This is a genomic window from Anaerococcus obesiensis, from assembly GCF_016599815.1.
GTDB lineage: Bacteria > Bacillota > Clostridia > Tissierellales > Peptoniphilaceae > Anaerococcus > Anaerococcus vaginalis.
In genome coordinates this window covers 143741-158770 of record NZ_CP067016.1, presented here as the reverse complement: position 1 = coordinate 158770, position 15030 = coordinate 143741, and the positions used below count along the sequence as shown (strand labels likewise).

Sequence of the window (15030 nt, the reverse complement as noted above, 5' to 3'; positions counted from 1 at the left end):
AATGAAAAATGTATTGATAACCGGTGGAGCAGGTTATATTGGAAGCCATGTAGCAGTTGAATTATTAAATAAAAATTACAAGGTTATAGTATATGATAATTTAACAAACTCATCAAAAATTTCTGTAAAAAGAGTAGAGGAAATTACTGGCAAAAATATAATTTTTTATGAAGCTGATATACTTGATGAAAAAAAATTAAGCGAAGTTTTTGAAAAAGAAAATATAGATGTAGTAATCCACTGCGCAGCTTTGAAAGCTGTAGGAGAATCAGTGAAAAAACCTCTAGAATATTATCATAACAATATAAGTGGAACCTTATCCTTATTAAAGATTATGAGAAAATATTCTTGCAAAAATATAATTTTTTCATCATCTGCAACAGTTTATGGAGATCCAGAAAAAGTTCCAATTACTGAAGATTTTCCAAAAGGAATTTGCACAAATCCGTATGGTTGGACAAAATCCATGATGGAACAAATTATGACAGATTTACAAAAATCAGATCCCGAATGGAAAGTTGTTCTTTTGAGATATTTTAATCCGATAGGAGCACATGAATCAGGAAAAATTGGAGAAGATCCACAAGGAATTCCAAACAATCTTTTACCATACATCGCCCAAGTTGCTGTAGGAAAACTTGACTATTTGAGAGTTTTTGGAGATGATTATGATACAGTTGATGGAACAGGAGTTAGAGATTACATTCATGTAGTAGATCTTGCAAAAGGCCATGTGCTTTCTGTAGATAAAATTGATAAGCTAGAAGGAGTTTCAATTATAAATCTTGCAACAGGCAATGGTTATTCTGTACTTGAAGTTTTAAAAGCATTTGAAAAAGCCTGTGGCAAGAAAATTTCCTATAAAATTGTAGAAAGACGAGAAGGAGATATAGCAAAATGTTTTGCAGATGCAAGCAAAGCTTACGAAGTATTAGGATGGAAAGCAGAAAAAGGCATTGATGAGATGTGCGAGGATTCATGGAGATGGCAATCACAAAATCCAAACGGTTACGAAGAAAAGGAGTAATAATGAATACAACATTAGTAGTTCTTGCTGCAGGAATTGGCTCAAGATATGGACAAGGAATAAAACAGCTTGCAAAAATGGATGACAACGGTTATACCATAATAGATTATTCAATTTATGATGCAATAAAAGCTGGATTTAATAAGGTTGTTTTTATAATTAGAAAAGATATAGAAGAAGACTTTAAAGAAATAATTGGAAATAGAATTGAAAAAATAGTAGAAGTAGAATACGCTTACCAAGATATGGATTTGCCAAAAGGATTTGAAAGTCCAAAAGACAGAAAAAAACCATGGGGAACAGTTGATGCTTTACTATCTACAAAAAATATAGTAAAAGAACCATTTTTAATAATAAACGCAGACGATTATTATGGAAAAGGCGTGTTTGATTCCCTACACGAATTTCTTGTAACAAGCGATAAAAAAATCGACGACAAGTTACAAATAGCTATGGCAGGATATAAATTAAAAAACACCCTATCAGATAAGGGAGCTGTTACAAGAGGAGTATCTATAGGAAACGAAGAAAATAAACTAGTAGACATAATAGAAACTCACGAAATAAAATTAGAAAAAGATGGAAAAATATCAAGTAAAGAGAATTTAGATAGCGATATACTTAATCTAGAAACAACAGTATCAATGAACCTTTGGGCATCATTCCCAGAATTTATTGATATGAGTGAAGATTATTTTATAAAATATCTAGAAAAAAATAAAGAAAATTTAGATTCATGCGAATACGTTCTTCCAGAAATGATAGGAGAGCTAATAAAAGAAAATAAAGCAGATGTAACAATTCTTCCAACAAATGACAAGTGGATAGGAATAACTTACAAAGAAGACCTGGTCCCAGCACAAAAATCCTTCCAAAAAATGTTCGACCAAGGATTATACCCAGATAATATTTGGGAAAAATAATAAAGAAAAAATTTTAAAATGAACCCTCTTAACTGACTAAAATCAGTAAAGAGGGCAATTTTTTTGATTATATGGGATTATCAAATAAAATCACGTGAAAAATAATTTATTAAGAACTAATAAAATATTTTTAAATTTTAAGTAAAAATCAGCAATAATTAAGAATATTTTAAAAGTTTGGGTATAAGTAAAGTAATAAAACTTGGAGGGTGGTATGTTTTTATTTTTTGTATGTTTGATTATTCCTATTTCTTTCTTTTTTATGTATTTTTTCTTAAAGAACAAGGCTTATAAAAAAATTTCTAAGTGGTCTGGTTTTAGAACTAGGCTTTCTATGAAAAATGAAAAAAATTGGGAAATTGGAAATCTTTATGCTAGCAAATTGTCTTTGATTTTTGGGATAATTAGTATGGTTATGACCTTGTTTGTTTTTTACAAATATGATTTGAATGATAAAATTGTTTTGATTTTAATTGGAATTCAAATTGTTTTTTTGATTTTGATTAGTGTGCTTAGTGAAATAAAATTATATTTTGTGAATAAGAAAGGGACTGTTTGAAATGATTATTTCATTTTCAAACAGTCCCTTTTTAATTTCTATTTTATATTTAATTCTTTATATTCGTAGCCGTTATCTTCTGCTATTCCTTCGTTTGTAACATATCCATCGTAAGTATTAACTGCAGAAATTATTTCAGGAGATTTTTCGCAGGCATTTTTTAGTCCAAGATTTGCTATTGTTTTTATATATTTCGTTGTTGCATTTGATAGGGCATAAGTTGATGTCATAGCAACTGCTCCTGGAATATTAGCAACAGCATAATGAATTACTCCGTGTTTTACAAAAACTGGATCGGTGTGGCTTGTTGGATGTCCTTTTGTAATATCTGTTGAACCACCTTGGTCGATTGCAACGTCAACTATTACTGAGCCATCTTTCATTTGTTTTACCATATCTTCTTTGATAAGTTGTGGAGCACGTCTTCCTGGAATTAAAACTGTTGAGATTACTAAATCTGCATCTTTAACAGAATCTTCAATATTTATAGGATTTGAATAGAGTGTTTCTATTTTATCTGGGAAAATATCTTGTAATCTGCTCAAAGCGTCAATATTTACATCCAAAACTGTAACTCTTGCGCCCATTCCTACAGCAATTCTTACAGCTCCAGCTCCAACAGTACCAGCTCCAACAATTACAACGTGAGCAGGTCTTACTCCTGGAACTCCTTGAAGTAAAATTCCTCTTCCGCCTTCGGGCTTTGTTAAATATCTTGCACCTTCTTGAACAGCCATTCTTCCAGCAATTTCACTCATAGGAGCTAGAAGTGGTAATTTGTTATCAAGTTTTAAAGTTTCATAAGCTATGCCTGTAACTTTTTTATCGACTAATTCTTTTGTTAATTCTTCATTACTTGCAAGGTGGAGATAAGTATATAAAATCAAACCTTCTCTTAAATATTTATATTCTTCTTTTAAAGGCTCTTTTACCTTGTAAACAATATCAGATTTTTCCCAAACATCTTTTGCTGAATCGACAATTTTTGCGCCAACATCTTCATAATCTTTATTTGTAATACCAGAATTTAAACCAGCATTATTTTCAATTAAAACTTCATGACCAGCTTTAACTAATTCCGCAACAGCGCCAGGCACAGTTGCAACTCTAGATTCTTGGTCCTTAATCTCTTTTGGTATTCCTATTATCATATTTCCTCCTTATATATTTCGAAATATCTCAATTAAAATATACCCAAATCAAATAAAAAATCAAAAATTTTAATTATTTTTCATTAAAAACAAATTTTTCCAAATAGTAAGCAATTCCATCATCATCATTTGATTTTGTAATAAAATCAGCTTTTTCTTTCATAAAATTAGCACCATTTTCCATAACTACACCAAGGCCTGCCATCTCAATCATGGTTTGATCGTTCTCCTCATCGCCAAAAGCAATCACATCTTTCATATCCATATCAAAATATTTAGCAATTTCAACAAGACTTTCTCCCTTGCCAATTCCCTTTGGCATAATTTCATAAAAATAAGGAGTAGATTTTACCTGAGTAGTTTTATTAGAAAATTTATCCATTAATTTTTTTGCATCATCATCAATCAAGTTAGGATCTTGAGAAAATAAAATTTTATTAGGAGCGAAATCCAAACTATAAGCTAAATCATCAATGACTTCATAATGAGTAAAGGCTTTTTGACAAATTTCCTCAAGCTTGTAAGTTTTAGAAGAGCTTGTAATAATTTTATCCTCAGTGTAAATAATATAGTGCATAAAAAGATTTTTTTCGCTAAATTGCAAAATTTCTTTTGCAAGGTCAAAATCCATAGGATGATTAATAATCACATCCTTTGTTTTATAATTAGTAATTCTTCCACCATTAAAATTAGAAATAAGCCCACCATATTTTTCAAATTCCAAAATATCCGCAAAAGGATAAACCCCAAGAGGATCACGCCCAGATGCAATAACAACAATATGACCAAGCTCTTGCGCCTTAATCAAAGCATTTTTAGTTTTTTCAGTAATCTGCCTTTTCGAATTTAACAAAGTACCATCTATATCAACTGCAATAATTTTTTTCATAATTACTCCTTTTCTTTTCATAGTCTAATTATAATAGAGATAGCAATTTATTCAAAAATAAATTTTATTTTAAAATGAGATTTGATTTAAAAATTTTGTTCTTGTAACATAAGTTACCGATTAAATATTTTTTATTTTGTATTATAAGAATGTAAGTAAGATAAAAAAAAGAAAGGATTTTATTATGTTTTGTTTTCAATGTCAAGAAACAGCCGGCAACAAGGGCTGTACTAGAGTTGGTGTTTGCGGGAAAAATGAAAATACTGCCAACAGCCAAGATTTATTAATTTATGTTACAAAAGGACTTAGTGAGGTTGTAAATAAAATTGGAGAAGTTGATTCTAAATATTATGATTTAATTTCAAATAATATGTTTGTAACAATTACAAATGCAAATTTTGATGAGGAAGATATTTTAGATAAAGTAGAAAAAACTTTAAAGGCTAAGGATAAATTAATTGAAGAAAATAAACTTGAAAATTTATCTGATGCAGCAAAATATACAAGTGATGATAGGGATGAGCTAAAAAGAAAAGCTATTGAAGTTGGAGTTTTAAATATAATTAACGAAGATGAAAGGTCTTTGGTTGAACTTGTAACTTATGGTTTAAAAGGAATGGCTGCTTATAATCATCACGCAAATGTTTTGGGCTATAGAAATGAAGAAGTTGATAAATTTATCGCCCAAACTTTGGAAAAAACTTTAAAAGATGATAAAGATATTAATGATTTAATAAATTTAACAATGGAAACTGGAAAACATGGCCTTATGGCAATGGAGCTTTTGGATAAGGCAAACACAGAAAAATTTGGAAATCCAGAAATCACTGAAGTAGATTTTTCTGCTGGAGATAATCCTGCGATTTTAATTTCAGGTCACGACCTTAACGATATGGAAATGTTGCTTGAACAAACAAAGGGTACTGGTGTAGATGTTTATACTCACTCAGAAATGTTACCTGCAAACTACTATCCAAAATTCAAAAAATATGACCACTTCCATGGAAATTATGGAAATTCTTGGTGGAGTCAAAATGAAGAATTCCAAAAATTCAATGGACCAATTTTGATGACAACAAATTGTATAGTTCCACTTAAAAAAGATAATGACTATCTTGATAGGTTATTTACAACAGGAAATGCAGGATACCCTGGTGCAAAACACATAGAAGCGGATGAAAATGGCAAAAAAGATTTCTCTCAAATTATTGAGATGGCAAAATCTTGCAAGGCTCCAGAAAATTTAGAAAATACAAAAATTGTTGGAGGCTTTGCTCACAATCAAGTTGAAGCACTTGCAGAAGATGTAGTAAAAGAAATTAAGGCTGGAAATATTAAAAAATTTGTTGTAATGGCAGGCTGTGATGGAAGACACAAGGGCAGATCATATTACACAGAATTTGCCGAAAAATTACCAAAAGATTATGTGATTTTGACAGCAGGCTGTGCAAAATATAGGTACAACAAATTAAATCTTGGTCATATAAATGGAATTCCAAGAGTTTTAGATGCTGGTCAATGTAATGATTCATATTCTTTGGTAAAAACTGCACTCTTATTACAAGATGCCTTTGGACTTGAATCAGTAAATGATTTGCCACTTGAATTTAATATAGCATGGTACGAGCAAAAAGCTGTAATAGTTTTATTGGCTTTGTTAAGTCTAGGAGTGAAAAATATTCATCTTGGACCAACTCTCCCAGCATTTTTGTCAAAAACAGTTGTGAATTTCTTGGTAGAAAATTTTAATATTTCACCAATTACAAATGTAGAAAAAGATTTGGAAATAATTACTGCATAAAAAGAAAAAATAAATTTATATACATTTAAAAATACTTCCCCAAAATTTAAAAATTTTTTTGGGGAATTTTTTATTTTGAAATTAAAATTTAATTAAATATTTTGGAAAATTTTTTAAATCAAATTTGGAAAAAGTTTTCTTGTATGTTATCATAAACGTAGAGAGGTAATATGTATTATATTGGTATAGATATTGGATCAACTGCTAGTAAGTATGTTGTCCTAAATAATGAAAAAAATGAAATACTTTATAAAGAAGTTATAAGCAGCGGATGGAATAGCAAAGAAACTGGCAGAAAAATAATCAAAAAGCTAGAAGAGTTGGGATATGATAGAAAAGAAAGTCATATCACAGCTACAGGTTATGGAAGAATTGCCGTAGATTTTGCTGATAAAATTATTACAGAAATTACTGCCCACGGCAAGGGCGCACATTTTTTGGGCTCAAAAGATAGAACTATAATCGACATTGGCGGACAAGATACAAAAATAATTGTCCAAAACGAAGATAGGGTTGTGGATTTTTTGATGAATGATAAATGTTCGGCTGGAACTGGGAAATTTTTGGAAGTAATGGCAAACAGGCTTGGTCTTGATTTGAAAGAATTTTTTCAAATGGCAAAGAAAGGCAAGGACATAGAACTTTCTTCAACTTGCACAGTTTTTGCAGAATCTGAAGTTGTTTCTTTGATGGGCAAAGGAACAAAAAGAGAAGATATTGCAAGCGGGGTTATAAATTCTATTGTGTCAAAAGTTTCAAAACTTGCTCAAAAAAAATCTGATACTGATGGATATTTTCTTACTGGTGGTTTTTCAAATAATGAATACATAATGAAAGCTTTGGAAGAAAAACTTAACAGTAGTGTTAAAAGTCATCCCGATGGCAGATTTGCGGGAGCGATTGGAGCTGCTATTTTATGAACATAAAACTAGAAGATTTGAGAAGAGAAGCCTATGTGGATGCAATATATGCAAAAATGGAAAATGACAATGTAGTTGGAGTTTTTTCAGATAAGTTTGATGCTCTCTTAATCTCTTATGGTTTTATTGTTTACCCAATTATTGGACTTGATAGCTATATATTTGATTACTACAAATTAGAAAATGTATGTGATCCAATTAATTCTACAATTGCCTATCTAAAAACTAAAAAATGCCCCTTGATATATTCTTCAAAATTTTTTGTTCTTGATGATTATTGCAAGAAATTTAATGAGTATTTGGAAAAAAATACTAACAAAAAAATTGTTTATGAGAAAGATTTAAAAAAATTTCTTGAAAAATTGGACAATAGAAATTTTGATGAAAAAATATATTTTGAAAGTCTTGGAAAAATCGAAAAAATTAATCAGATATTAAAAGATTTACAAGAAAGTGATATTAGTGGGACTTTGCTTTATAAATTAGAATTTTACATAAGATTTATTAAAAACTTAGATGATAGAATTTCTTTTTTATTAGAGATAAAATCCAAATATAAAAAGAAAAACATAAAAAGAAAAATTATAAAAGCAACTTGTCCATTTGCTATAAGCGATATTATCGACAAAAAAGTTTACGAAAATTATAAAATAAGTAAATCAAAAAAACCAGATTTTACTTTCAAAAATTGTATCTATAAGGCGGATAAAATTTTAACTTATGAGGAGATATAAAATGGATAAAAATCATAAAATGTGGGACGATTTGAGTATGGATCTTGATAAGCACGATTTATTGTGTGAAGTTTTACCACAAGCTTTTGGGGATGTTTTTTTATCACAAGAAAACAGACCAGAAAAAATGGATTATTTTAATGCAGTTACAGCAGATATTCACGGAGTAAGACCTGCTGAATTGATTGAGGCTCAAAAAAATGGACAAAAAGTTATAGGAAGTTTTTGTATCCATGTTCCAGAAGAAGTTGTTTGGGCAGCAAATGGAATTTCTACAGGACTTTGCTCAGGCTCACAATTTTGGGTTCCAGGTGGAGAGAAAAAATTGCCAACAGCAACTTGCCCTTTGATAAAAGCATCACTTGGTGCAAGATTTGATAGAACTTGTCCATTTTTTAGAATAGCAGATTTATTTGTTGGAGAAACAACTTGCGATGGCAAGAAAAAAGCTTGGGAAATTTTGGCAGAAGATGCCCCAATGTATATAATGGATATTCCACAAATGAAAAGGGACGAAGATTTCCAAAAATGGGAAAAAGAAATCAAATTATATATTGATAAATTAGAAGAATTAACAGGAAATAAAGTAACAGCAGAAAGCTTGCACGATGCAATTGTAATGATAAATAACAAAAGACGTGCAATGCAAAGACTATACGATTTTAGAAAATTAGATAATGTTCCAATTTCAGGAAGAGATACACTTTTAATTACACAAATTTCATTTTTCGATGATCCAGTAAGATTTACCCAAAAAGTAAATGAACTTTGCGATGAACTTGACAAAAGAGTTAAAGAAAATGTATCAGTATTTAAAAAAGGAACAAAAAGAATTCTTCTTACAGGAACTCCACTTTCAATTCCAAACTGGAAATTACACCAAATAATTGAAACAAACGGTGGAGCAGTTGTTGGAGAAGAATTGTGTACAGGAATTAGATATATAGAAAATCCAGTAGACGAAACAAAGGGCGATTTGGATACAGAAGTTAAAAATCTTGCACAAAGATACTTGGGAAGTATAAATTGTGCTTGCTTTACACCAAATACATCAAGAATTGATGATATAATAAGACTATATCACGAATACAATGCCGATGGAGTAATCGACATCAACCTTAAATTCTGTAATATTTACGATACAGAAGGATATTTTGTAGAAAAAAGATTAAAAGAAGAAAATATTCCTTGCATTGGAATAGAAACAGACTACACAGACGAAGATGCAGAACAATTAAAAACAAGAATTGGTGCATTTATAGAAATGCTTGACTAATGAAATATTTTATTCTAGTAGAAAATGCAATGATTGCGACAGAGCTTTTAGAAATTTTAAGAAAAGAAAAAATAAAAGCAAGCCTTGCGCCAACACCAAGACAGGCTAGCCATGCTTGTGGAGTATCAGTTTATCTATACAATAAGGAAGATTTAGAAAAAATTGAGCCATTGGCAAAAGAAAATAAGATAAAAATTGATGAAATTTTTGAATCAAATTTAGATTTTAATACAAAAAGAAATAAATTTTTATAAGCAAAAAGCGATGGAGAAAAAACTTCATCGCTTTTTAATTTGAAAAAATTTAATAAAAGATATAATTTTAATAGAGGTGGAAAATGAATTTAAGACAAATACCAATTTTTAAAAATTTATCAGAAAAAGATTTGAAATTTTTACAAGAAAAAATAAAAATCGAAGAAAAAATTTATGAAAAAGGCTCATATATTTTTAAACAAGGCGATATAAAAGAAGATTTATATTTTTTAATAGAAGGCTCAATTTTAGTCGCGAAATTTGACGCAAATGGGAAAAGATCAATAATTCAAACATTCAATCAAAAAGCAATTTTTGGGGAAGTTTATGCTTACCTAAAAGAACCTTACGATTTTTCAGCCTATGTTCAAAAAAAATCAAAATTAATAGTAATAAAAGAATTTAGAAAATTGATAAATGAAACCATGCCAAAATCATTTTTGCTAAATTATATAGATTTAATTAGCAAAAAATGTCTTGTTTTAAGCCAAAAAAATCAAATAACAAATCAATTTACCCTAAGACAAAAAATAGGAAATTATTTATTGATAGAAGAAAATGATGGAAAAATTATTTTAGACCAAACTAGAGAAGAACTAGCAGATTTTCTAGCAACAACACGACCATCACTTTCGAGAGAATTATCAAATATGGCAGATGAAAATATAATAAAAATAAAGGGAAGAGAAATTTATATTTTGGACAAGGACTTGTTGAAAAATTTATTGTAAAAAGTTTATTTTTATACAAAATAATTTATTTTGTTGCTGTAATCTGATATAATAATAAAAGAAATTAAAAAATATATAAAAGGAGGTCTGCGATTTTTTCGCAAGTAAAATGAAAAAGAAAAATATACAAAAAATAGCTTTGATAATGGCTCTTTCAAGCACATTTATAATTAATGGAGCAAATAAGGCTATAGCTGATGAAAGCGTTTATAAAGATTCTACAATTGAAAATCCTTCTGGAGAAAAAGACACAAAGGCAAAAACTTACGAACAAGCAAAAGAAAATTACGATAAGGCAAAAGATAATCTTGACAAAGAAGAAAAAAATCTAGAACAAAGCCAAAAAGATTATGAAAATTCCAAAGAAGAAGAAAAAAATCTTGAAAAAGAAAATAAAAATTTGGAAGAAGAAAATAAAAAAGCAAAAGAAGATTTGGATTCAACAGTAGAAGATTATAAATCCCAAAAAGAAAAAGATTTAGAAAATGCAAAAAATGAAAAAGAAAGTGCCGAAAAAGATTTAAAAGAAAAAGAAGAAAAAACAAATAAGGCAAAGGAAGAGCTTGATAAGGCAGATGAAGAAGAAAAGAAGGCTAGTGCTGACTTTGAAAAAGAGAAAGAAAAAAATCCGGATGCTGAAAAAAGTTTAAAAGATGCCGAAAATAAGAAAAAAGAAGCAGAAGAAAAAGAAAGCCAAGCTCAAAAAGATTTGGATGAAAAAAGTGAAAGCCTAAAACAAGAAGAAGAAAAATTAGCTTCACTGAATAAAGACCAAGAAAATTTGAAAAATGACCTTGATAAAGCAAATGAAGAATTGGCTAAGATAAAAGATGAAGAAAAGAATCTATCAAACGAAATAGATGAAATAAAAAAATCTATTGGAGAAGTAAGCGAAGATAGCCAAAGCTATAAAGATTTACAAAATAAGTTAGGAGAAAAAGAACAAGAACTTGAAAAAATTAAAGAAAATCTTGAAACATCAGAATCAGATAGAAAATCTATTGAAGATAAATTATCAAAACTTCAAAATGATATTGAAAATCTAAAAAAAGAAAATGAAGAATTTAGCAAAAAACTTGATGATTTAAATAAGGAAAAATCACAAAAAGAAGAAAGCAAAACTGAAAAAGAAAATAAGCTGAATGAAGACGGTACTAAGATAGGAAATCTTTCCAAAGAAAATGAAAATTCACAAAAAACTATAGACGAAGAAAAGGAAAATATAGAAAATCTTAATAATGAAAAAACTGAAAAAGAAAATTCTATTAAGGGAAAAACTGACGAAAAAACAGAGCTTGAAAAAACTCTTAACAGCAAAAAAGAAGAATTGAAAAGATTAGAAGAATCTTTGAAGACTGTAAGCGAAGAAGAAAAACAAAAAGCAAAAGAGCAATGGGACAAAGGCTCAGTAGGATTTTTTGAAAAAAATGGTTCAACAAAGGCTGTTGAGGTATTTACAAAACTTCCAAACAATGATAGGGCTAAAAAAATTGGTCAAGAGTATTTGGCTGCAAATAAAAATATGTCACCTGATGATTCTAGAAGTCTTGAAAATATGAAAAAAGCTATTGAAGCTTTAAAAGTTGTTAATGAAAAAAGACAAACCGATGGTGGAATTGATGGAAGAAAATTAAGTATTCTAAAAATCAGCGATTTTGATATGGCAGTTGCCCAAGCAAATGCGAATTATTCAGCTAATAAAATCGAACATGCAGGAATTCATAAACCACCTTTTGAAAATTTATCATGGGGAGGATCTGACAAAGGACAAGCAGCAATTCAAGGCTGGTGGGATCAAGAAAAAATTTTATTTGATTATTTGAGAAAAAAAGGCTGTAAAAGTAGAGAAGAAATGGGAAACTATATAGCTTTACACAGCGACGAAATATTTAAAGATACAGGAATATCAAAAGATTTTCAACAAGTAGGGCACTATACAAATTTAGTTGATGATTTAATGTGGGGACAATTTAAATTTGGAGATTCTAATACATCTGGATATGCTATAAGACCAGGAATGTTTGGATACGTTCAATCTCTTCAATTAAATTATACTAAAGATAATGAAGCTTATTCTATAGAAGAATACGAAAAAAAATTCAACGATTATTGTGAAAATCTTCAAAATTTAATGAAGGGAATAAAGACTCCTAGTAAAGAAGAACTAGCAAAAAATCGAAGAGTTAAAAAAAGAAATTGATGCTTTAGAAAAACAAATTGCAGCTAAAGATTCTGAGATTGCAAAAGAAAATGAAGACCTACAAGCTATAAATCAAGATATAGAAAATAAGAAAAATGAAAATCAAGAAAAAATTAATATACTTGAAGCAAATAAAGAGGAAATTCAAAAATTAGAAGAAGAAAAGAAAGCCTTAGAAAGTGAAATAAATAATTTAACAGCTGAAATTAATGAGCTTGATGCTGAAATTGCAAATCACATAGCTTCTAATAAGGAATACGGAGAAAAATTAAAGACATTAGAAAGTGATTTAGCTAGTACAAATAAAGAGCTTGAAGAAAAAAATAAGGAAATAAAAACACTAGAAGATGCAAAAACAAAAGCAGAAGAAGAAAAAAATAATCTTCAAAATCAAATTTTAAACTTAAATGAGAAAAGAAAAACTTTAGAAAATAATTTGAAAGCTAAAGAAAAAGAATTAGAAGACAAAAAATCAGAAGAAAATTCTAAAAATGAAGAAATAAATAAATTAAATGAAGAAACTAATAAGCTAAATCAAAATATAGAAAATATAAATAAAAATATAAGTGATTTAAAAACTAAAAAAGATGAAGCGGCAAAGGCTCTTGCAGAGGCTAGCGAAGAATTAAAATTAGCAAATGAATTATTAGAACAAAAAAATCAAGAATTTGAAAGTTATTCTACGGCAAAAGAAAATCTAGCTAAGGCAAATAGAAAAGTAAAAGCTATGAAAAAAGTTTTTGAAGATTTAAAAAAATCAAAAGAAGATGCCGAAAATAATTTAAAATTGAAAAATGAAAATTTAGCAAAGGATGAGGCTGATTTTGAAATTGCTCAAAATATTGATGTAAATAATCCACAAAGTTATGAAAATATTGAAGAAATAAATAAAAAGGTAAAGGCAAAAGAAAATGCTCAAATTGCTTTGGATAAGGCAAAAGAAAATCTTGATAGACAAAAAGAAAAAACAAATAAATTAAAAGATGAATTTGACGAAGCTAAAAAAAGATACGCTATGGCTCTTGCAGATTTCAATTTTGCTCAAAAAGATTTGGAAAGATTTATGTCTGTAAATATAAATCTTGATCTTGACGGAGGAGATTTAAATGGAGTTTTGGGAAATGTAGCAATAAAAGGACAAAGAAATACAAAATATAAACTACCAAAACCAATGAAAAAAGGATTTAAATTTTTGTATTGGAAAGATGGAGATATAATTTATTATCCAAATTCTGAAATTTATTTAAAAGATAATATTAATTTAAAAGCTTATTGGCAAGAATTAAAAGAAGGCAAAGAAAAAACACAAAGACCTAAACAAAAAATAAAAACAAAGGATAATCAAAGCAAAATAAAAATTGAAAGTCCATCAACAAATAATCCAAAAACAGGAGTAGGAAATAAAATATCCATAATTCTAACAAGCTCACTAAGCGGATTATTGTATGCTTTATTAAGAAAAAGAAAATAAAAAATTGATAAAATAAAACTACCAGCAAAAAACTGGTAGTTTTATTTTTTATTTATATATATTTTAGGTAAATTAAGCGTTTTATAACAGTTTATATTTATTTATTTATGTAATCTGTAGTCAGTTGAATTTTTTAAAAAAAATTTAATATTTTTCTATAAAAAAAACGCCCCGATAAAGGGACGATATAAACGTGTTGCCACCCTAATTCGCAAAATAAATTTTGCCTCATTAGTAAGACTAAAACGCAGTCAACGGGAAGCTTATGTATTATACTTCCAACTCCAAGCCTCTATTCAATTAAAAATATCATAGTTTCTTTCAGCAAACGAAACCTCTCTGCGATTAATATTTTTTAATTTACTTAACTCTTCTTAGTATTGATAAGATAATACCATGCTTTTTAAACTTTGTCAAATATATTTATAAATATTTTAATATTTCACTTTTAGAGTGCAGCAAAGATTTTTTGATTTTTATAAAAATAATTGAATTTTTAAAATTAAAAACTCTTACAAATTAATGTAAGAGTTCTACCTATAAATTTTCTACCAAATTTTTAATTTTATCTCTAAATTCTTTTGCGATTTTTATATCGAAATTTTCGCCGGCTGTTTGGAAGTAGTGGTTTAATTCTTTTACTGATTTTGCTATTTCTGGATTTTCTTTGCCACTTTCTTCTTTTATTTTGCTTGCTTTTTCTAAGTAGGTATTTATTTCTTCTACAATTTGCATTGTTTTGTGTTCTTGGTCGTTTTCTTCTAGTAAATATCTAAGTGTCCATTTTATATTTGTTGGAGTGATTGTTGCTTTGTGTTCTATCACAATGCCGTTTTCTCTCATTTTATCTATAAATGGAAACAAATCATTTTCTTCAAAATCTTTAAAAAACGCAAAGGTAAAATCAAATTCTTTTATATATTCTCCTTCGGATTCTATTTTTTCAAAACCATCAATTTCTGCAAGGTAGCCTACTTTTTGTTCAACATCTTCCATGCCAATTATTTTTAATTTTACATTTTCTTTTTTGCATAAAATTCTTAATTTTTCTTTTTCTATATCATTAGCGTTAAATAAAATTATTAAAGCCATAC

14 protein-coding genes and 1 other annotated feature are annotated in these 15030 nt (G+C 28.6%); of the genes, 11 read left to right on the top strand and 3 right to left on the bottom strand.

From position 1 onward, the window contains the following. Position 1: 1 nt before the first annotated feature. From galE to I6H46_RS00795, 3 genes are all read left to right on the top strand, one after another. A complete protein-coding gene (gene galE, locus I6H46_RS00805; RefSeq protein ID WP_004839236.1) occupies positions 2–1027 on the top strand; it encodes a UDP-glucose 4-epimerase GalE in 1026 nt (341 codons plus the stop codon). A gap of 2 nt (positions 1028–1029) precedes the next feature. Beyond that, positions 1030–1950 (top strand): nucleotidyltransferase family protein, encoded by a 921-nt coding sequence (locus I6H46_RS00800; RefSeq protein WP_019118435.1) that lies wholly within the window; start codon positions 1030–1032, stop codon positions 1948–1950. Positions 1951–2164: 214 nt separating this feature from the next. Further along, positions 2165–2509 (top strand): SdpI family protein, encoded by a 345-nt coding sequence (locus I6H46_RS00795; RefSeq protein WP_019118422.1) that lies wholly within the window; start codon positions 2165–2167, stop codon positions 2507–2509. Between the two features lie 38 nt (positions 2510–2547). On the opposite strand, the gene ald is transcribed toward I6H46_RS00795, so the two are convergent. Continuing rightward, positions 2548–3660: an alanine dehydrogenase gene (gene ald / locus I6H46_RS00790; RefSeq protein ID WP_019118421.1), complete on the bottom strand. Its 1113-nt coding sequence runs from the start codon at positions 3658–3660 to the stop codon at positions 2548–2550. A 73-nt stretch (positions 3661–3733) separates the two neighbouring features. Then, complete coding sequence (locus tag I6H46_RS00785; RefSeq protein ID WP_019118420.1) at positions 3734–4549, bottom strand: Cof-type HAD-IIB family hydrolase; 816 nt, start codon at positions 4547–4549, stop codon at positions 3734–3736. 184 nt (positions 4550–4733) lie between these two features. On the opposite strand from I6H46_RS00785, the gene hcp reads away from it, so the two are divergent. The 8 genes from hcp to I6H46_RS00745 all read left to right on the top strand — a co-directional run bounded on the left by hcp (position 4734) and on the right by I6H46_RS00745 (position 13936). Beyond that, positions 4734–6350, top strand: coding sequence for a hydroxylamine reductase (hcp, locus tag I6H46_RS00780; protein WP_019118413.1), 1617 nt, complete (start codon positions 4734–4736; stop codon positions 6348–6350). 170 nt (positions 6351–6520) lie between these two features. Then, positions 6521–7270 (top strand): acyl-CoA dehydratase activase, encoded by a 750-nt coding sequence (locus tag I6H46_RS00775; protein WP_019118412.1) that lies wholly within the window; start codon positions 6521–6523, stop codon positions 7268–7270. Then, complete coding sequence (locus tag I6H46_RS00770; protein WP_019118411.1) at positions 7267–8004, top strand: hypothetical protein; 738 nt, start codon at positions 7267–7269, stop codon at positions 8002–8004. The genes I6H46_RS00775 and I6H46_RS00770 overlap by 4 nt, the downstream gene beginning before the upstream one ends. 1 nt (position 8005) lies before the next feature. Beyond that, positions 8006–9280, top strand: coding sequence for a double-cubane-cluster-containing anaerobic reductase (locus tag I6H46_RS00765; protein WP_039920570.1), 1275 nt, complete (start codon positions 8006–8008; stop codon positions 9278–9280). Then, entirely contained in the window at positions 9280–9534 is a 255-nt protein-coding gene (locus I6H46_RS00760) for a DUF3343 domain-containing protein (protein WP_019118410.1), read from the top strand. The genes I6H46_RS00765 and I6H46_RS00760 overlap by 1 nt, the downstream gene beginning before the upstream one ends. 83 nt (positions 9535–9617) lie before the next feature. Continuing rightward, a complete protein-coding gene (locus I6H46_RS00755; RefSeq protein WP_019118409.1) occupies positions 9618–10265 on the top strand; it encodes a Crp/Fnr family transcriptional regulator in 648 nt (215 codons plus the stop codon). Between the two features lie 109 nt (positions 10266–10374). Beyond that, positions 10375–12465, top strand: coding sequence for a hypothetical protein (locus I6H46_RS00750; RefSeq protein ID WP_200225912.1), 2091 nt, complete (start codon positions 10375–10377; stop codon positions 12463–12465). Positions 12466–12901: 436 nt separating this feature from the next. Then, positions 12902–13936, top strand: a complete 1035-nt coding sequence (locus tag I6H46_RS00745) for a coiled-coil domain-containing protein (RefSeq protein WP_200225910.1) — start codon at positions 12902–12904, stop codon at positions 13934–13936. Positions 13937–14111: 175 nt separating this feature from the next. Continuing rightward, positions 14112–14321, bottom strand: a binding site (T-box leader). Between the two features lie 152 nt (positions 14322–14473). Here I6H46_RS00745 and I6H46_RS00740 read toward each other — a convergent pair. Next, the gene (locus I6H46_RS00740; protein ID WP_019118407.1) at positions 14474–15028 is read right to left on the bottom strand and encodes a DUF3783 domain-containing protein; all 555 of its coding nucleotides are present in this window, start codon (positions 15026–15028) and stop codon (positions 14474–14476) included. Between the last annotated feature and the right edge of the window lie 2 nt (positions 15029–15030).

Coding starts and splice junctions, on each gene's coding strand:
- galE (WP_004839236.1), top strand. CDS start 2: ATGAAAAATGTATTGATAACCGGTGGAGCAGGTTATATTGGAAGCCAT.
- I6H46_RS00800 (WP_019118435.1), top strand. CDS start 1,030: ATGAATACAACATTAGTAGTTCTTGCTGCAGGAATTGGCTCAAGATAT.
- I6H46_RS00795 (WP_019118422.1), top strand. CDS start 2,165: ATGTTTTTATTTTTTGTATGTTTGATTATTCCTATTTCTTTCTTTTTT.
- ald (WP_019118421.1), bottom strand. CDS start 3,660: ATGATAATAGGAATACCAAAAGAGATTAAGGACCAAGAATCTAGAGTT.
- I6H46_RS00785 (WP_019118420.1), bottom strand. CDS start 4,549: ATGAAAAAAATTATTGCAGTTGATATAGATGGTACTTTGTTAAATTCG.
- hcp (WP_019118413.1), top strand. CDS start 4,734: ATGTTTTGTTTTCAATGTCAAGAAACAGCCGGCAACAAGGGCTGTACT.
- I6H46_RS00775 (WP_019118412.1), top strand. CDS start 6,521: ATGTATTATATTGGTATAGATATTGGATCAACTGCTAGTAAGTATGTT.
- I6H46_RS00770 (WP_019118411.1), top strand. CDS start 7,267: ATGAACATAAAACTAGAAGATTTGAGAAGAGAAGCCTATGTGGATGCA.
- I6H46_RS00765 (WP_039920570.1), top strand. CDS start 8,006: ATGGATAAAAATCATAAAATGTGGGACGATTTGAGTATGGATCTTGAT.
- I6H46_RS00760 (WP_019118410.1), top strand. CDS start 9,280: ATGAAATATTTTATTCTAGTAGAAAATGCAATGATTGCGACAGAGCTT.
- I6H46_RS00755 (WP_019118409.1), top strand. CDS start 9,618: ATGAATTTAAGACAAATACCAATTTTTAAAAATTTATCAGAAAAAGAT.
- I6H46_RS00750 (WP_200225912.1), top strand. CDS start 10,375: ATGAAAAAGAAAAATATACAAAAAATAGCTTTGATAATGGCTCTTTCA.
- I6H46_RS00740 (WP_019118407.1), bottom strand. CDS start 15,028: ATGGCTTTAATAATTTTATTTAACGCTAATGATATAGAAAAAGAAAAA.